Below are 17,257 nucleotides of genomic sequence, written 5' to 3' on the forward strand. Positions count from 1 at the left end.
TTATCAGCACTGATCTTCAAGGATTCGTACTCATCTAGTTGCACTGGAGAACCTCGAAAGATCCGTTTTTAAGTACAAGCATTCTGTAAAAACTGATTAAGCAAAGAGTTTTGCTCTAGAAGTGTCAAATTGATGAGTAAACGCATCCGTCTCTTTATGGTCGAGACAAATTAGAGGGTTGGGCAAGAACTTTCAGCAGATAGGTGTCGTCCCAACCTGCCTTGAGGCGCTTTGCCCGCATCCCGCCTTTCGCCGATTTCTCTTGAGTGAGTAGGTTAACGGCGAGATGACGAATCACTGCTAGATTCTCGCTGCTATAGCCTGCGGTTGAACGAGCTTTATCCTCTTGGAAGGCAACATCGAGCATCCAATGCAATTGGTTTTCAATCCTCCAATGTCCTCGAACGGCTTCGGCAAAGCGCTCTGCATCGAGTGGTAAACTCAGCAAATAGTAGCGGAGTTCACAAGTCGTTTTACCGTTAACTTGACGTTGCGACTCAACGCAGCCAACCGTAGTTAACTTTGCCCAGTTCTCGGCTCCAATCAGATAGTCTGTGTTGCCCATCACCCAGTAGCGACGCAGTTCGACACGACCATGCTTTTGGTCTTGCGTTTCATAGAAGTCATGTTCAACTCCGCGAAACTGCTTCTGACGAGCCTGATTGAATAATTGCTCTACGTCTTTATGCAAGTTACCCTGATTGCCTTTGAGCGCAAGGACATAGTCTCCTTGTTGTTCCACAATTTGCTGAGCAATTGCTGTTTGACATCCCATTGCATCAATACTCACGACAGACCCTGCTAGATTTAGCACCCGCAGTAACTCTGGAATGGCTGTAATTTCATTGGACTTCTCATTCACATGGCGTTGTCCCAGCACAATTCGATTTTGGCTTGCCCAAGCACTCACTCTGTGAATGACGCTTCTCTTGCTACCCCGCTCATGGCTCCCACGCAGTGTTTTCCCATCCACTGCTATCAATTGTCCGTCACTGATTTCAAACACCGCTTGCACCCAGTTCAAAAAACACTGCTGCATTTGTTCCGGTCGCAGTCGGGCGATTTCGTTCCTGCTCCGATGGGAAACTCTGATTGTCCGATCGGATGAAATTCAATTCCTGCGGCATCTGCGTTAATTTGAGTATCTAAAAGATTGATTAACGTGACCCGATGACCGCGCTGCTGAAGTTCGCGCCCCAAGGTGGTCATCGGGTTAAGGTGCCCAGAACCCGGCGGACAGAATAAGCCAAAATGAGCCATGAATTTGAATAACGAGCGACGGTATTTAGTCTTTATTGAACTACGAATCTCACGAATCTATACACGTTCCAGGGGTTGATTTAGACGAGTGAGGGATGGCAAGAGCGGAAAATTGTCGATCGAGATTGAACGCCTTTTTTTAGTAATCCAGAGCGGGAGCAGTTTGAGCGGAATATGAATCGTCTGAAAGCGAGGGCAGAACAGATTCCGATCGAGATTGAGCAAGAGACGGCACTGATTCGAGGCGGTTTGAAGATCAGACAGCGCGGCTATTTCTCTTGGCAGTCATGTTTTTAATTCCCCAAACTTTACTTGTTCCTAGTAGGCTAGAAAAGCTGATTTTAACGGCTGCTGATTTATGCAAAAGACTCATGCCTTCGCAATTCTCGCCCCAGTCCCAGAGATGCACTTGATTTCTGGATTGGAAGCGATCGCACTTCAACTCGATTCCGAAGAATCGGATCAATTGCCAAAGGTTGCATTTGGCAGCATGGATTTTGAAGTGTTTGGAGAGGTTGAAAAACTGCGGGGCGGGAAAGCGGTCGAGATTTTGATTTATGCGTCTCATGCGAAAGGGGATCAACCGTTGCAGCCTGAAGCAACTTGGCGGGGATTATATATCGGGTCTGTCGGATCGCGGCGGGGTCGCTATCCTGGAAAGGCAATTTTTCGCCCAAAATCGACGGCAACTGATTCTCCAACTTGGGCAGTCTTTTGGGAGGTGCAAGAATTAGAACGGCTAAAAACGCCGATTCCGATTAAGAGCTTAAAAGGAAAAGATAAGAAAGCGAATTATCAAACACGATTTATTCCCGAAGGTCCAGTTCTGATTGAATGTTCGGGCTACACTAGGGGCGCTTAAATTCGATGAATTTTTCCCACAAATCTGCCAGCGAGGTTTTTAGTGGCGCGTTGCCTCGGCTCACATGGAGCATGTTCGAGGTCGCTTTGGTCGCAGTACTCAGCGCAGATTGCAGCTTGTACTTCTCCAATGTTTCATCGAACCGCTCAGAATATCTTTCTCGATCTCCCCAGCTTTGAGTTGGGCAAGACGACGATTCGTCGAGGTATCAATCAAACCCGTCGATCAATAATTCCGCCTACCGTCGTAGCTAAAAACAAGCTGTAAACGACCGTCAGAACTCTTAACCTGAACCGTGCCCTTGAACGCTTTTCCTGGAGTGTTTGAGTACATCAGAATCTCCTGGGGCGGGGGTTTCAGTCTTACCCCAATAAACGACCGGAATCGCCTGAAAAACACCCAAACGCTAGTACTATCATACTAACTTTGCTGCCAAAGAAATATCACCGAGCCTGCTCAAAAGCCCGCGAAATCAGGGCTGTGAGAGACTTCTGTTAGAAAGCGGGTAACGCGATTCGAACGCGCGACATTCACCTTGGCAAGGTGACGCTCTACCACTGAGCTATACCCGCATTTAGTACTTTATCAATATCTCAGATTGGTTTGGAATTGTCAAGCGAGGTTGATAGAAAAGTTGGAAGCACGATCGCAAATCATTCCGTCAAATTCACGCCATCAGAGATAAGATTAGTATGAATATTCTTATTGTGATAGCGACATTCAATGGTTCAGTACACCCTGGCTCAAAGCCCCGAAATCATTCTTACAGTTCCCGGTAAAGATTCGTCAAAAGCGCGAGATAAGGCGATGGATCAACTGATGGAATTGATGGACGAGGGCAAACTGCCGACCGACTTAGCCGATGGATTCGGTCCACAAAATTTTATTGAGGTCAAAGATCCAGGGAGTCAGCCCGCTAGCGATGAAGATGCAATTAATCAGGCTGTGCAAACTTTGAGTAGCCTTGCCACGCTGAAATTGAAAGCACAAGAATCGCGATCGGAAGCCTTTCAAATTCGCAAACAAATTGATGTTCTTTTTACAGACGATCCGGTGACTGAAGAAGAAATTAACGGACTGAAAGAAGGCTTCAAGGTGCTGAAAAACTACGCACAAACGAATTTAAGATACCGTGAAGCGCGATCGCAAGCCGAAGAAGCGCGATCAATTCTCGATCGTGCACTGTCCGAGCCTGAAACGAAGAAAAAGTAGCAGAATCCGAACGATCGCGCCCTAGAATTTCTGGGGTCGCTCATACTATGATCAGGTTTAGTTAAGAAATCTTTACAAGAATGACGACTACTGATCAAGCAAAAACGCTTCCAACTCTGGAAAAACTGACCTGGGAATGGCAAGGGCATTCGATTCAGTACACGGTGATGGGTACGGGTCAGCCTCTAGTTTTGGTGCATGGGTTTGGGGCATCGATCGGGCATTGGAGAAAAAATATTCCGGTTCTGGCAGACGCTGGTTATCAAGTGTTTGCGATCGACCTTCTCGGTTTTGGTGGCTCTGCAAAACCTGCATTGAATTACACCGTCGATCTGTGGGTGGAATTGCTGCGAGATTTCTGGACTGCGAATATTCAGCGTCCGGCTGTGTTTGTCGGAAACTCGATCGGTGGATTGCTCTGCATGATGGTGTTAGCACAGCAGCCTGAAATTGCCGCAGGAGGTGTACTGCTCAATCCAGCAGGCGGATTAAATCATCGTCCAGAAGAACTCAATCCACCGCTACGGTTTGTGATGGGGACATTTTCTAAGCTGGTTGGTTCTAAGCAGTTTGGGGGCTGGATGTTTGATCAGGTGCGCCAAAAGCATCGAATTCGCAATAGTTTGAGACAGGTCTATCGCGATCCGGATGCAATTACTGATGAATTGGTCGATTTGCTGCATGAGCCGTCTTGCCATCCGGGAGCACAGCAGGTGTTTGCTTCAGTGCTGATGGCTCCTCCGGGACCAAGACCGACGGAGCTTTTACCGCAGATTCAGGTGCCGCTGTTGGTGATTTGGGGAGAAGCTGATCCGTGGACACCGATCGCGGGATCGAAAATTTATCAATCGCTGGTTGAATCTCAGCCTGTCGAATTCGTTTCGATTCCGAATACCGGGCATTGTCCGCACGATGAGCGTCCGGAGGTTGTGAATAACTTGATTGTTCAGTGGCTCGATCGACGGTTGGGGAAATAGTCAGTTTCACGGAACACCCTTATTGGTTAGAGAGGTTAGTCTCTAGATTGAAATCCTGAAACTCTGCCTAAAACAGTGAGGGTGCCCATGAGCCTAGAAACGAACCCCGGAGATCAGTCTGCATCGAACTCCTCGGAGCGCGACACATTAATGCCGATCGAAGCATCTCTCGACTTGATTGATTCTCCTGATGCCGATGTCACCGAGGCGAATCGCCTGTTGCAGCAAGGCATGGAACTCAATCAGCGCGGCGAGCTACAATCGGCGATCGCAACTTTGCAAAGAGCGCATCTCATCTTCTGGGAGACGGGCGATCAGCAGGGAACGAAACAGGCTCTAGAGGCTTTGGGATTGGTTTGTTACACGATGGGCGAATATGCGAAAGCGATCGAGTATTCGCAGCGGAGTTTAGTGTTAGCGCAACGGATTCGGCACTATCTCAGCAGCGTGAAGATTCTTGGGACATTGGGAAATGCGTATCGCCATCTCGCAGATCATGATAAAGCGATCGAGTATCAACAGCAGAGCTTAACTTTGGCGCAAGAACTGCGAGATCAGCGGAGTGAAATGGCAGCTCTGAACAATTTGGGGTTGGCATACAAAGCGGCAAATGATCCACAAGCAGCGATTCAATGTGAGCGGAAAGCTTTAGAAATCGCTCAAGAGCTGCAAGATTATGTGGCAACGAGTCAGATTTTGAAGAATCTTGGTAATGCTTACTATGCGTTAGGCGACTTTGAACAAGCGATCGCCTACTATGAACAGCGGTTAACATTGGCACGTCAGTCAGGCGATCGACGTTTAGAAATGCAGGTGTTAAGGAACTTAGGAAATGCTTGCAATGTGATGGGAGAGCATGAAAATTCGATTACTTACAACTTGAAGCGGTTAGAGATTGCGAGAGTGATGAACGACGATCGAACTCAAGAGCAAGCATTAGGTAGTTTGTGTGTGGCTTACGAAGCTCTGGGACAAACTCAATCTGCAATTCAATGTTATGAAGATCGATTGCAACTCGCTCGACAACATCAAGATGAACGGTTAGAACTCTACATCTTGACTAATCTTAAAGCAGCGTTTTCGATGTTGGGCGATTATGGAAAAGCCAGCGAGTATAGTCATCAACTAGCTTAACGAATTGCGGTTTTCACTTGCTCGAAAGCGAGATCACCTAATACTTTGTGAGCGGCGGTAGTCGGATGAATCCCGTCCCAAAATAGATAGCGATCGCAGTTTGCAGATGATCCCAGACAGGCATTGGTTACATTTGTGAAACCATACTGATCTGGAGTTTTGATCGCAGTTTGATAGAGGCGAAACACATCGAGTTCTGCGATCGACAAATCTGGTTTTCGGAGTTGATCGAGTGTTGTTTGCAGCGATCGATTGTAAGTCGCTGCAAAGTTCGATAGTTTCTGTGAGGCTTCAGTATTACGGGTTGCAGGTAGCTGTCCCAAATCGGGTAAGTTTGCAACTAACAATCGTTTTGCACCCGATTGAATCAGGGATTGCAGAGAGCGGTTGAGATTGTCGATCGAGGTTGTGGGTGTTTCGGTCGTGAAAAGGTAATCATTTGCACCTGCCCAGACGACAAAGAGAGCTTGAGGATCAATCTTTTGATTCTGCACGAATGTTTCAACTTGAGCGAGAACACCTGGAACCTGATTCAAGCCATTTCTCCCAGTGGTCGCTCCACCCCAAGCGAAATTTTCGACGCGATCGCCTGAAAGATTTAACCGACTAGCAAGCTCTTCCACCCAAACTTTTCCGTTTGAGTGTCGTCCTTCAAAATACGGCGGTGCGGGAACTTGTCCACCCGTTGCCCGAAAAACATTGCCCACATCAGATAAGCTATCTCCGAAGACATAGAGCTGATCGATCGGCTGAACGGTAACTTGAGGGGTCTGTAGTCGAGGCTGAATCATGATGACGATCGTGGAAACAATAAGCGCAGCAATGAGAAGAATCGCCAGATTGGGAAGTCGGAACAGTCGCTTCATTTCGATTTGCGGAAATAGACCGAGGACGAAAAAGAGGAGTTTCTCTATCGTTGGAAACTCCTCTTTACAATACTTAGGATTGAATATCGCTTAATCACCCTTTGGACTAATGCACCCCGGTTCAGCTTTGCTTACAGTGTAGTAGAACAATATGGGTCAGTAATCGGGGGTGTTGCACTGTAACACCCTTTTCTATTTCAAGTCGCGACCCATTCCTGCCGCTGAATCCGTTCCTTGATCGTTGCAAGATCAACATAGCGATCGGCAATATTTACCAAACTATCACTCGTCATCGATTGCAGACTGACCACTTCAACTTGCACACCGCGATAAGCGATCGTATTTACTACGTAAGTCAAATCGCCATCACCGCTGAGTAGTACCATTGTGTTGCAGTATTGTGCTAGTTCCAGCATATCGACAGCGATTTCGACATCTAGGTTGGCGTGTTTCGAGCCGTCTGCATTTTGCATCAAATCTTTAGTTATGACTCGATATCCGTGGCGCCGCATCCACAGGAGAAAGCCTTGTTGTTTTTCGTTGTGCGGATCAACGCCTGTGTAGAAATATGCTCTTAACAGTGGGCGACCCTGAACTAGATAGCTCAACAATTTCGAGTAATCGATTTCGAGTCCAAGCTGCATTGCGGCGTAAAACAGGTTGGAACCGTCGATGAAAATGCTGACGCGATCGCGAGTCGATTCTGATCCAGGCGGTCGATCGGGAATCGGAGGAACGGCTTGATCGATCGATAAAGCCGTCCGACGTTGTGGACGAGGGACAAGTTGCATAAGACTATAGTGGTGAGTTTAATAAGAGCCTGTCCGTTTCTGGGTGAAACCCTATCAGCAATCAAACGCAGGATTAAGCTGGCTTCGACCTTGCCAGAAGCTCGTCGTATAGAAGAAGTGCGTTGCTGTACCTTGCCTTCAGATACCAGAGAAAATCAAGACTATCTTTAGGTTTTATCGTGGTTTTGCAGGTTGCAGGCGGATTATTACGAGAGTCGATACGATTTTTCACGTTTGTTCTCGTTAGTTCAGACGACTACGAAATGGGTGGGGTAGCGGTTTCACTCTGATCGCGTAGAAAATCTGGAAATCCCTGATGTAGCGGAATCTAATACAGTAGATATTGTGTTCCAACTTGTGCAAATTACGAGCACGATCGCGTTTGGGGGTTGAGATGTTTACTGCGCTGACAATTGTAGTGGCTTTAGGAATTTTGGGATGGGGCTTTAATCGGGCACGTCCTTACGGCAAACTTGGCATTCTGGCTTGGCTTCAGTCGGTGGTGCTGATGGCTCCGTGGATTTTGTTCTTTGGCTTGTTTGCCGCAGGGATTTACCTCAATTTAGCAGGAATGCTGCTGCTGTTCGTGGTTTCGACTGGAGTTTACATCTGGATCGGACGGCAGCTACGAGCAGAGGGACAGGATTTCTTAGCGAAACGGGCGGCGGCGAAAGTGGCGATCGAGTCTGCTCTTTCTGATTCTTCGGAAACCGCTCCACCTCCTGCAATTTCTCAACCGGTTTCGATTCCGGACGAAGACTTGCAAACGATTAAAAGCATTTTCGGAATTGATACTTTTTTCTTGACTGAAACGATTCCGTATCAGGATGGAGCCGTTTTTCGTGGGAATCTGCGCGGAGAGCCGGAACCGACTTTGGCAAAATTGACTAGCACTTTGACCGCACAATTGGGAGATCGATACCGATTATTCCTGATCGAAAACCAAGACGAAAAGCCTGTCGTCGTGGTGTTGCCGAGTAAGAACGATCCGAAGCCGTTGAATGTGACACAGACGCTTTTATCGATCGTACTTTTTCTCGCAACGATCGCGGCAAGTCTCGAAACTGGAGGCATTCTTCAAGGATTCGACTTCTACAGCTCTCCGGAGCGATACAGAGAAGTTTTGCCCTTCAGTTTAGGAATTCTTAGTGTTTTGTTGGCGCATGAATTGGGACACTGGATCGTAGCGAAACGGTATCAGATTCGATTGAATTTGCCATTTTTTATTCCGACTTGGCAGATTGGATCGTTTGGGGCAATTACCCGGTTTGCCTCGCTGCTTCCGAATCGAACGGCTCTGTTTGATATCTCGATCGCAGGACCGATCGCTGGTGGACTAGTCGCGCTTGGAATGCTGGTCACGGGTCTGTTGCTTTCACATGAAGGAGTCGGATTTAAAGTACCGACGCAATTCTTTGAAGGGTCAATTCTCGTGGGCACTCTGGCACGAGTGATTATGGGTACTGCGATTCAGAAATCGATCGTCGAAGTGAGTCCGCTCGTTGTGCTTGGCTGGATTGGGTTAGTCGTGACCGCGATTAACGTGATGCCAGCGGGACAGCTTGATGGTGGGCGGATCGTGCAAGCCATCTACGGACGGCAAACGGCAGCACGGGCAACGGTGGCAACGATCGTGATTCTCGGTCTGGCTTCGCTTGTGAATCCGTTGGCGCTGTATTGGGCGATCGTGATTGTCGTGTTGCAGCGCAATCCGGAGCGTCCGAGTTTGAATGAGATTAGTGAACCGGATGACGCGAGAGCTGCGATCGCATTAGTGGTTCTGTTTTTGATGGTGATGATTTTGTTGCCGCTGACTCCGAGCCTGGCTGGACGGTTGGGGATTGGTGGATAGGTGCATCGCTTCGGTTTTGTTGGCTAATGCCCCCTAAATCCCCCATTCTGGGGGACTTTGAGGAGCTAAGAATCTTGAGATTTGAAGTTTCTTTTCTTGCCCCCGATTATGCTGGATACTCCTCAGATTTTTTTACTGATCGATCTCAATACGTTTTTTGCTTGTAAGCCTTACGAATGGTTGGAATTTAGTCGAGTGGGTCGCTGTTATGTGCCGCAAGTTGTTTATGAGGAGTTGGATAGCTGGGCAGCGAGTCGGAGTGAGTCAATGGAGTCTAGAATCGCTAGGGAATTCCGACGGCTCATGCTTGAGAGCGATTGGGAACTCACACGATCGTTGATCTCAACCGAATCTAGACCGATGACTCGTCGCGCTCGACTTGCCTTAGATGTGCGAAATTCGGCTGAAGATTTAGCTCGATCGAGCATTGGGCGATTAGTCGTCGTCGTGTCGAATGATCGCGCTTTGATTCAACAAGTCCAAGCCCTGAATCTAGAGAATTTAACCGGAATTCCGGTCAGTACGCTGCTGGCTTGGAGTCGGAGTAAGCGACAACCTCCGATCGTGCTGCAACATCTGCGATCGATGCAAACTCATTCGCTGCAATTACTCACGGCGGGCAGTTCTCGCCCCGGAATTTCTCGGCTCGAATCTCCGAAGTCTTCCCCGCGCCCGGTGTATCAAAAATCGTGGGTCGATCGTTTGCTCCCGTTATTGATCATTCTGGGTGGATTGGCGATTGGATGGACAGTCGCACATTCCTTAATTTTGAAAAATCCCCAGACCATCGAGCAGAAATAGCGCGGAAACCAACGATCGAGCTTCCTCGTCGTTATCCTAGAAAGAAATTGTCGGTTCCCCCTATGCGCCCCCCGTTGCCCTTGAAGCTTATTTCCTCGATCGCACTAATCAGCACTTTGTCTTTGATGAGTGGCATCCCACTCTTACAGGCAACTGCGGCTCCAACTCGATCGACGACTGAACTCCTCGATTACGCCTATCCTAAATCGCTCAGTTGGCGAGTTCGACGCGATTTAGCTCGACGGGTTGGCGTTCCGACAAAAAATCTACGAGTTGTAGAAGCTCAGCGGCAAACCTGGAACGATGCTTGTCTGGAACTAGCTGCACCCGATGAAATGTGCGCTCAACAATTAACGGAAGGCTGGCGGATTGTGCTGGCACATGGGCAGCAAACGTGGACGTATCACACCGATGCTCAAGGTCGATCGCTGCGATTAGAATCGGCAGATCGCGCTATTACTCTGCCGAGAAATGTTGTGTTTCGATCGCAGTCTTCCGGCGGATTCGCAGGACAAACCTATGAAACCGTTTTGTTTACTGATGGTCGAGTTCAGCAAAAGATTACTTTAAACGCTGGAAAAAACGCTCCAGTGCGCTCTTGGCGGGTTACACCTGAGAAAGTGCGAGAATTTCAGGCATTGCTCGATCATGAACAGTTCCAAACCTTCAATCAGCGAACTTTTCCAGCGACTCCCGGAGCGGCAGATTTCTTTCTCGTTCGGTTAACGAGTCCAACTGGAAGCGTTGAATATGCAGATATCGAGCAAGAGAAATTACCGCGATCGCTCAAAACCATTATTCAAGCCTGGAACTCCTTGCGGTAACTACAGACGAATCTCCCGTTAGTTTCTCGGATGCTGCGGGTACGTTTCGTAAAGACTTTACAAGGCATCCGAGGAATTGCATGAGGCGGGAATCAAAACCCAAGCTCAAATTGTTAATCGTGGACGATGAGCCAGATAATCTCGATTTGCTTTACCGCACATTCCGTCGAGATTACGACGTGATTCGGGCAAAAAGCGCGATCGAAGCCCTCAAAGTTCTAGACGAACAAGGCGAAGTGGCGATCATTATCTCAGACCAGCGAATGCCCGAAATGCTAGGAACTGAGTTTCTCAGTCGGACTGCCGATCGCTTTCCCGATACGATTCGGATTGTTTTGACTGGGTACACCGATGTCGAAGATCTAGTCGATGCGATTAATTCAGGCAAAGTCTTCAAATACATCACCAAGCCGTGGAAACCCCAACAGCTTGAAGTGGTCGTTGAGCAAGCCGCAGAAACGTATCAGGTTTTAAAACAGCGAACCGCCGATCTGCGTCGTGCTCTGCGACGCGAATCTTCATTCAATGCAATTACGACTGCAATTCGCGAATCACTCGACTATCAAAACATGCTGCAAACGATCGTCGAAACGATCGGCATTACCTTTGAAGCGAGTTGCTGCATGTTGCATCCGGTCGAAGGCGATCAGATACGATCGCAATCTGCAATGTATTGTGCAGAAGATGTTTTGATGGGAGACTGTGAGCGCGATCGCAAATCAGAACTAGTGCAGCGAGTGTTTCTCGATCGTGCGGCTCCCTTAAAATTTCAGAATCCGCCTCATCTCGTCTTGCCGTTAAGCTATCAGCAAGAGCTACTAGCGATTTTGTCATTGCATCGCACGATCGACAAACCGATCTGGTCAGCCGAAGACATTGATTTAATCGGAGTCGTTGCAGAACAAGCCGCCCTTGCGATTTCCCAAGCAAGACTCTACCGCCGGACTCAACAGCAAGCCGAACAAATTCGAGCAGAATTAGCCGTTGCGCGCCAGATTCAAACAAACCTGCTGCGCCAAACCCTTCCCACCCTAGACAATCTCAAAGTTCAAGCCTGCTGCCATCCCGCTCGTGAAGTGGGCGGCGATTTCTTTGAAGTCTACTACCATCCTCAGGGCGATTTGTGGTTAGCCGTGGGCGATGTCTCTGGAAAAGGCGTTCCCGCTGCACTATTTATGGCGAGTGCAATTTCGGTACTGCGGCGAGAACTGTCACAGGAGACTCCCCCAGAACCCGATCAGGTCATGCGAAACTTGAACAGCATCCTGTCTGATGATTTGATGGGCACAAATTGTTTTATCACGATGGTTCTAGCAAAATACACACCTGCAACCAATCAGCTTGTGTATGCCAACGCCGGACATATCTATCCACTCGTTTGGTCAAAACAAACGATCAAAGCAGGTATCGAACCCACCTATCTTAAAGTCCGAGGTGTGCCGCTCGGAATTCTACCAGACTGGAAAGCCGTCGCTGGAACCCTCACACTGAAAGACGGCGAAATCTTCCTGCTCACCAGTGACGGCATTACTGAAGCAACGGTACAACCCGATAAAGCGATCAGTCGATCGATCGACACCGCAGGAGCGATGCTCCGACAAACTGGACTCTGGAAAATGCTCCGGCAAGCCGGGGAATGCTTGGATCTCAAACTGCTGCTTGCCCAAATCCAGGCACACAATGCGATTCAAGAAGATGACCAGACGATTCTTTCTCTGGAGGTTTTGTAACCGATGCGAACTGAGCTTCATATCCCTAGCGATTTAAGATTTCTCGGCATTGTTGAGCGGTGGCTGTTGGATAGTTTGGCGATCGAACTTGGCGAACAGGTCGATTGGTCGCGCCAGTCGAGTCGGTTGCGGTTGGCACTGGTCGAGGCTTACTCAAATGTCGTACGACACGCCCATCGCAATCAACCGGATCTGCCTGTGATTCTGCGTTTAGAGTTGCGGGGTCGAGATTTAGCGATCGAGATTTGGGATCACGGTCAAGGCTTTGATCTTTCCACGTATCTCGCACCTTCACCGGAAGCAATGCAGGAACACGGCTACGGCTGGCTGATTCTCAATCGTTTGATGGATCGGGTGGAATACCAATTGCAGGTCAACGGTCGCAATTGTCTCAAGCTACAGGCAAATTTAATGAGCGTGGTGTAAAGGCAGCTTCTTATCTATAATTCGATTAGTCGATCGCAGTAAGACGCCGATGATTCAAGCTAAATTTGACCTAGACGAATCACAGTTTGAATTTCTGAATCAGTTTGAGCAGTATGGATTTCGAGACGAAAGCGAGTTGATTCGGACAGCATTGATTCGACTTCAACAAGAGTTACAGTGCGATCGTCTTGAAGAATCGGCAACCTTGTATGCCGAACTTTACGCAGAGGACGAGGAAGTGCGATCGCTGACTGAGGCGGGATTGTTGGAGTGGGCAGAGTGACGCAGTTACGCCGAGGTATGGTGATTGATCTAGATTTGAACTGAGTTTCATCAAGGAATGAAAAGCCGACCGACTCCTGAATAGTTTTCAATATAGAGAGCAATTTCAGCAAGACGAGCGGCGCATTGCTCACGATATTCCCGCTCAATTAACCGATCTAAACTTCCAATTGTGATGACAGGAAGTGATGTTGGTGTGCCCATTCGCTGAATGGTCTGCTCTAAAGAATCCTCGCCCTTTGCGTTGCGATTTGCTGTCAGTAGCAACATCTGATTCGCTTGGGCAAATTGCCAAATCAGTCGATCGCTACTGTCCATTGCTAATCCAGCTTCCTCTAATAAAACAAACTGAATCGATAAAAGATCAAGCCAACCATCCGCAGCAAGAGTTCCACGTAATAGAACCACATAGCCTGTTAGGTTGTAGTCCACCAACACAATCATTAAACAAGTCCAAGCTTTGCTTTCCAGGCTTGGAGTTTAGCATGAATCTCTTCTTGTTCTGGCTTCGGAGAAAAATTTGCGATTTCTGCTAATCGATCGCGGTTCTTGTCTTCCCAAGCTTGTCGAATTCTTTCACTTTCTTCTAGAGCGGTCTGATACTCTGCTTCGACTTCAACCCGGTTTGCTTCAATGTAAGCGATCGCACTATCAAGCTGTGCCTCGGTGAGCGGAAGCCAATTCCGAATTAAGCGGGGTGTCCATCCTGCCTTGAGATGCGTCATCACGTCGTAGAGAGTAATGCGAGTCCCAGCAATAGTTAACCCTTGCTCGGTGCGAATAATATCTACTTTTTGATTCGATGCCGCAGCCATGATGATACCCTTCTGTCTTTACCTGATTCTAAACCGATCGATGAACTTCGCGATCGTCAAATCAGAAGCTGCTTGTGGATTGGATTGAGCGATCGTACAACTCAATTTATCTGGGGCAATCAGGATTAATCGCTAATTGTTTTTGAAGTGTAAAACTACAATCTACTTATTCAACGAATTACGAATATAGCCCCACTTACCATTTATTTTCACGCTTGCTAATCCTTCGGAGAAAGAACTCATAGGGCAAGCTCCATTTTTATCAACATCAAGTGCTTGAGTAATAAATTTGCCACTTGTATTAATGTAGCTACACTTGTTTTCTTTCTTCACAAGCGCTAGTCCCTCAGAGAGGTCCTTAGCATTGTCAAATTGTGTTTGAACTACAAAATTGCCATCCTTATTGATATACCCCCATTTATCATTTATTTTCACCGCCGCTAATCCCTCATAGAAATCACTAGCTTCATCAAATTTCGGTTGGACTGCCCATCTACCAGTCTTATCAACATAGCCTTTCTTATTATTTTCGCCTTTTGCCATCAGTAAACCGTTGTGAAATGTATCAGATGTCTCCAATTTTACTGAACCTATTAAATTGCCTTTTGTATCAATGAACCCTTTCGTTTGAGAATCCAACTCCACAACTGCAAGTTCATCAGAGAAAGGGTAAGTGTTTTTAAACTTTAAAGGGATAGCTAAGTTGCCTGTTTTATCAACATAACCTCTATTTTTTTCTACATCAGAGCCGAACAACTCAAACAACTCATTACTAGTTGGTGAGGCACTTCCTTCTACTACTGCTAATCCGTTTGAGAATTCACGGGTGTAGTTAAATTTAGGTTGTATTATAAATTCACCACTTCTATTGATATGACCCCATTTTCCTCCGATTGAGATTGACAAGCCCTTGACAGGTTTTGCGTCTATTTCCACAGATGCTAGACCGTCAGAGAAGTCACCTGATGTATCAAATTTAGGTTGAACAACAAGATTGCCGCTTTGATCAATATATCCCCACTTACCATTAAGCTTTATTGCTGCTAACCCTTCAGAGAACCTAGGAGCAAAAATGTCGCCGTCAAATTTCAAATTGCTAATAGCTACATTACCGTTCTTCTGAACATAGTTCCATTGCTTGCCTGTTTTGACTGCTGCTAGCCCACTAGAGAAATCATAAGCAATATCAAATTGAGGTTGAATTGCAATCAGGCTTTCAATTGTGGCTGGAGAAGTAAAGTAATTGACAATCTGGGCTGCAACAAAAGCCACGAAAAAATACACAACTGGACTTAAACACGCTAGTGCGGCAATGATTTTCTGCTTCAGCTTTCGGGTGGTTTTTTTCGGCTTAGGCACAAGCTTAATTAGGGCTTGATGAGCCTCGATCGCTGACGGATACCGTTCGCTAAAGTGATACCGCACCATCGTACTCAGAAGCTCTGCTAACGGATTGCTCACATTCAGAGCGCGATCGCGCCAAATAATTTCGCCCGTCATTAGGTCTTCAGGCAATGCTTGAGGTGAAATGCCTGTTAATGCCTCAATTCCAATCATGCCAACTGCATAGATATCGCTGCTGAGTTTTGGCGTTCCTCCCGCTTGTTCCTTTGGACAATACCCCCGTGTACCAATACTGATCGTTAATTTTGTCTGTCCTTGCGGATCGATCGTTAAAGCACTGATCTCCTTCACTGCTCCAAAGTCGATGAGAAATAATTGTCCATCTCGCCGCCTCATGATGTTCTGCGGCTTTAAATCCCGGTGGATAATGTTCGATCGATGAACGCCTTCGAGAACTGACAAAATCTCAAGCAGTAATTGAATGACTTTCTCCTCACTCAACTGTGTTCCGGGTGTCAGTTCTACACTCAGATCATGTCCATCAATGAACTCTTGAACGAGATAAAACTGCCCATTCTCTTCAAAGTGTGCAAACAGCTTTGGAATATATTCGTACTGATTACCCAACTGGTACAAAGTCTTAACTTCCTGCCGAAACAATCGTTGTACGACTTCTATGACTCTCGGATCTGAATCTTTCGGCTTCAGATGCTTCACAACACACTTAGGGTGATCAGGGAGATGGCTATCTTCCGCTAAATAGGTATCGCCAAATCCGCCGCTTCCTAACGGTTGCAGAATCCGATATCGATTTCCTAGAGTTGCACCAACGATCATGATTTGCACTTCCCATCCACACGAGCAGTAATCACACGAAAGCTGGGCTAGACAATGCGCTGTCTGCCACTCAGACCTTACCTACAGAGCTACCTTCGGCTTTTACGGATATGCCTGATTATAAAACTATTTCTCTCAGAACCTAAATCCCAATTCTGCCTAAGAAACCTAGAATTATGCTGAGATTAGATGCTACTTTGCTACGATCGTAGAACTTTCACATCCTGGAATCATTTTGCACAATGATCGCAAACGTGATCAGCCTTCTGCAAAACTACGTTACTCTATGCTTTGACCAATTAAATTTGGAACACTACAGAGTGGATGCGGAACTCGTCACAGTTCAAATACCTGCAACGCTGTATGAAAAACTTCAGGCATTGGCGATCGAGCAGCACACCGATCCAATCAGCCTGATTGCCAATCTCGTCATTGATGCAGCCCAGCAATCGATCTCTCCCACCGAACCCAGTCCAAACAAAATCGATTTGGAATCATCGAGTACGATCCGAATGCCATTCCAATGTGGAAACTTGCGGCTCAGGTTCCTGACGAAGAATGGGCAAAAGTGCCCGCTGACTTGTCGCAGCGATTTGATGACTACCAGGAATTAAGGGACGAAATGATCGCGTTCTCAACTTGCAGAAGTACGCGAAAATCCTAAAAGCTTCCCTTGAGCAGACTCCAAAATCACATCTCGAATAAAGGTACTTGCCGACAGAATTTCAACACCGATGAGTTCTCCAGCCTCGTTGAGTTCTGCTGTGATATTGGGGGAAAGTTCAACGCTGCCAAACTCAGGCTCATCCGAAATGACAAGATGCAAAACATCCTCTTTCTCGAAATAGTTCATTCTTGCGGTGTTACTCATTGATGATAAATCTTCCAGTTCTGAGATAAAGAGTAATCTGACCAGATGATTTCGAGCATTTTTCAGAAGATGTTATCTTGCTACGATCGTAGAATCTTCGTAGGTCGAAATCGGTTGCTGAGAAATGATCGCATAAAGCACATCTGGATCAAGATCTGCACCACATGACCAAACGATCGTTCCTAACTCCGAATTCACTGCAACAGTCGCAAAATAGTTCAAATCCTGAAGCGGCGAAAAGACACCCGTGAAAGAGACAAGCTTACTAATATCGACCCTTCCTTCAACACCGTCTTCAAATTGTAAATAAAGCTGATAGTGCTCTAAAGGTTTAACCGCGACAATATCTTTCAGCATCGATTCTCCTAAGACC

20 protein-coding genes, 1 tRNA gene and 1 pseudogene are annotated in these 17,257 nt (G+C 47.0%); 12 read left to right on the forward strand and 10 right to left on the reverse strand.

What is annotated here, in order from left to right; translation table 11 throughout:
- Window positions 1-154 precede the first annotated feature (154 nt).
- Together NIES2104_RS14705 and NIES2104_RS14710 are read right to left on the reverse strand one after the other, a co-directional pair.
- Window positions 155-1,060: pseudogene (locus tag NIES2104_RS14705) on the reverse strand (ISAs1 family transposase); the annotation flags it as partial.
- Complete coding sequence (locus NIES2104_RS14710; RefSeq protein ID WP_058998933.1) at window positions 1,021-1,260, reverse strand: hypothetical protein; 240 nt, start codon at window positions 1,258-1,260, stop codon at window positions 1,021-1,023. The pseudogene NIES2104_RS14705 and the gene NIES2104_RS14710, both read right to left, overlap by 40 nt.
- A 174-nt stretch (window positions 1,261-1,434) precedes the next feature.
- Here NIES2104_RS14710 and NIES2104_RS33450 point away from each other — a divergent pair, with 174 nt between their 5' ends.
- Both NIES2104_RS33450 and NIES2104_RS14715 read left to right on the forward strand, forming a co-directional pair.
- The gene (locus tag NIES2104_RS33450; protein ID WP_263970962.1) at window positions 1,435-1,557 is read left to right on the forward strand and encodes a hypothetical protein; all 123 of its coding nucleotides are present in this window, start codon (window positions 1,435-1,437) and stop codon (window positions 1,555-1,557) included.
- Window positions 1,558-1,618: 61 nt separating this feature from the next.
- The gene (locus tag NIES2104_RS14715) at window positions 1,619-2,122 is read left to right on the forward strand and encodes a hypothetical protein (RefSeq protein ID WP_058998935.1); all 504 of its coding nucleotides are present in this window, start codon (window positions 1,619-1,621) and stop codon (window positions 2,120-2,122) included.
- A 500-nt stretch (window positions 2,123-2,622) separates the two neighbouring features.
- Here NIES2104_RS14715 and NIES2104_RS14720 read toward each other — a convergent pair.
- Window positions 2,623-2,694 (reverse strand) — tRNA-Gly (locus tag NIES2104_RS14720).
- A 151-nt stretch (window positions 2,695-2,845) separates the two neighbouring features.
- Between NIES2104_RS14720 and NIES2104_RS14725 the strand changes: the two genes are divergently transcribed.
- The 3 genes from NIES2104_RS14725 to NIES2104_RS14735 all read left to right on the forward strand — a co-directional run bounded on the left by NIES2104_RS14725 (window position 2,846) and on the right by NIES2104_RS14735 (window position 5,445).
- Entirely contained in the window at window positions 2,846-3,334 is a 489-nt protein-coding gene (locus tag NIES2104_RS14725; protein ID WP_058998937.1) for a hypothetical protein, read from the forward strand.
- 80 nt (window positions 3,335-3,414) lie between these two features.
- Complete coding sequence (locus NIES2104_RS14730) at window positions 3,415-4,311, forward strand: alpha/beta fold hydrolase (RefSeq protein ID WP_058998940.1); 897 nt, start codon at window positions 3,415-3,417, stop codon at window positions 4,309-4,311.
- Window positions 4,312-4,398: 87 nt separating this feature from the next.
- On the forward strand, window positions 4,399-5,445 hold the full coding sequence (locus NIES2104_RS14735) for a tetratricopeptide repeat protein (RefSeq protein ID WP_063270208.1): 1,047 nt from the start codon (window positions 4,399-4,401) through the stop codon (window positions 5,443-5,445).
- Here the strand turns inward: NIES2104_RS14735 and NIES2104_RS14740 are convergent.
- The gene (locus tag NIES2104_RS14740) at window positions 5,442-6,311 is read right to left on the reverse strand and encodes an SGNH/GDSL hydrolase family protein (RefSeq protein WP_082689998.1); all 870 of its coding nucleotides are present in this window, start codon (window positions 6,309-6,311) and stop codon (window positions 5,442-5,444) included. The genes NIES2104_RS14735 and NIES2104_RS14740 overlap by 4 nt on opposite strands.
- 197 nt (window positions 6,312-6,508) lie before the next feature.
- Complete coding sequence (locus NIES2104_RS14745; protein WP_063270209.1) at window positions 6,509-7,102, reverse strand: NYN domain-containing protein; 594 nt, start codon at window positions 7,100-7,102, stop codon at window positions 6,509-6,511.
- Between the two features lie 394 nt (window positions 7,103-7,496).
- On the opposite strand from NIES2104_RS14745, the gene NIES2104_RS14750 reads away from it, so the two are divergent.
- From NIES2104_RS14750 to NIES2104_RS14775, 6 genes are all read left to right on the forward strand, one after another.
- The gene (locus tag NIES2104_RS14750; protein WP_058998943.1) at window positions 7,497-8,954 is read left to right on the forward strand and encodes a site-2 protease family protein; all 1,458 of its coding nucleotides are present in this window, start codon (window positions 7,497-7,499) and stop codon (window positions 8,952-8,954) included.
- Window positions 8,955-9,062: 108 nt separating this feature from the next.
- Window positions 9,063-9,755, forward strand: coding sequence for a PIN domain-containing protein (locus tag NIES2104_RS14755; RefSeq protein WP_058998945.1), 693 nt, complete (start codon window positions 9,063-9,065; stop codon window positions 9,753-9,755).
- Between the two features lie 125 nt (window positions 9,756-9,880).
- Window positions 9,881-10,579, forward strand: a complete 699-nt coding sequence (locus NIES2104_RS14760) for a hypothetical protein (protein WP_058998947.1) — start codon at window positions 9,881-9,883, stop codon at window positions 10,577-10,579.
- Between the two features lie 119 nt (window positions 10,580-10,698).
- Entirely contained in the window at window positions 10,699-12,309 is a 1,611-nt protein-coding gene (locus NIES2104_RS14765) for a SpoIIE family protein phosphatase (protein WP_339375130.1), read from the forward strand.
- Window positions 12,310-12,312: 3 nt separating this feature from the next.
- Entirely contained in the window at window positions 12,313-12,735 is a 423-nt protein-coding gene (locus NIES2104_RS14770; RefSeq protein WP_058998951.1) for an anti-sigma regulatory factor, read from the forward strand.
- 49 nt (window positions 12,736-12,784) lie between these two features.
- Window positions 12,785-13,018, forward strand: coding sequence for a hypothetical protein (locus NIES2104_RS14775; RefSeq protein ID WP_058998954.1), 234 nt, complete (start codon window positions 12,785-12,787; stop codon window positions 13,016-13,018).
- 50 nt (window positions 13,019-13,068) lie between these two features.
- Here NIES2104_RS14775 and NIES2104_RS14780 read toward each other — a convergent pair whose 3' ends face one another.
- From NIES2104_RS14780 to NIES2104_RS14790, 3 genes are all read right to left on the reverse strand, one after another.
- Complete coding sequence (locus NIES2104_RS14780) at window positions 13,069-13,461, reverse strand: hypothetical protein (RefSeq protein ID WP_058998956.1); 393 nt, start codon at window positions 13,459-13,461, stop codon at window positions 13,069-13,071.
- Window positions 13,461-13,832, reverse strand: a complete 372-nt coding sequence (locus tag NIES2104_RS14785; RefSeq protein ID WP_058998958.1) for a DUF433 domain-containing protein — start codon at window positions 13,830-13,832, stop codon at window positions 13,461-13,463. Before NIES2104_RS14785 ends, NIES2104_RS14780 begins: the two co-directional genes overlap by 1 nt.
- Window positions 13,833-13,994: 162 nt before the next feature.
- Window positions 13,995-16,013 carry a WG repeat-containing protein gene (locus NIES2104_RS14790; protein ID WP_058998960.1) on the reverse strand — a complete coding sequence of 673 codons (2,019 nt, stop codon included), beginning with the start codon at window positions 16,011-16,013 and terminating at the stop codon, window positions 13,995-13,997.
- 254 nt (window positions 16,014-16,267) lie between these two features.
- Between NIES2104_RS14790 and NIES2104_RS14795 the strand changes: the two genes are divergently transcribed.
- Entirely contained in the window at window positions 16,268-16,627 is a 360-nt protein-coding gene (locus NIES2104_RS14795; RefSeq protein WP_192843589.1) for a hypothetical protein, read from the forward strand.
- 20 nt (window positions 16,628-16,647) lie between these two features.
- Here NIES2104_RS14795 and NIES2104_RS14800 read toward each other — a convergent pair whose 3' ends face one another.
- Complete coding sequence (locus NIES2104_RS14800) at window positions 16,648-16,884, reverse strand: DUF2283 domain-containing protein (protein WP_082689999.1); 237 nt, start codon at window positions 16,882-16,884, stop codon at window positions 16,648-16,650.
- Window positions 16,885-16,956: 72 nt separating this feature from the next.
- A complete protein-coding gene (locus NIES2104_RS14805) occupies window positions 16,957-17,241 on the reverse strand; it encodes a DUF2442 domain-containing protein (RefSeq protein ID WP_059001752.1) in 285 nt (94 codons plus the stop codon).
- Window positions 17,242-17,257: the final 16 nt, after the last annotated feature.

This window comes from Leptolyngbya sp. NIES-2104, from assembly GCF_001485215.1.
Taxonomy (GTDB): Bacteria; Cyanobacteriota; Cyanobacteriia; order Leptolyngbyales; family Leptolyngbyaceae; genus Leptolyngbya.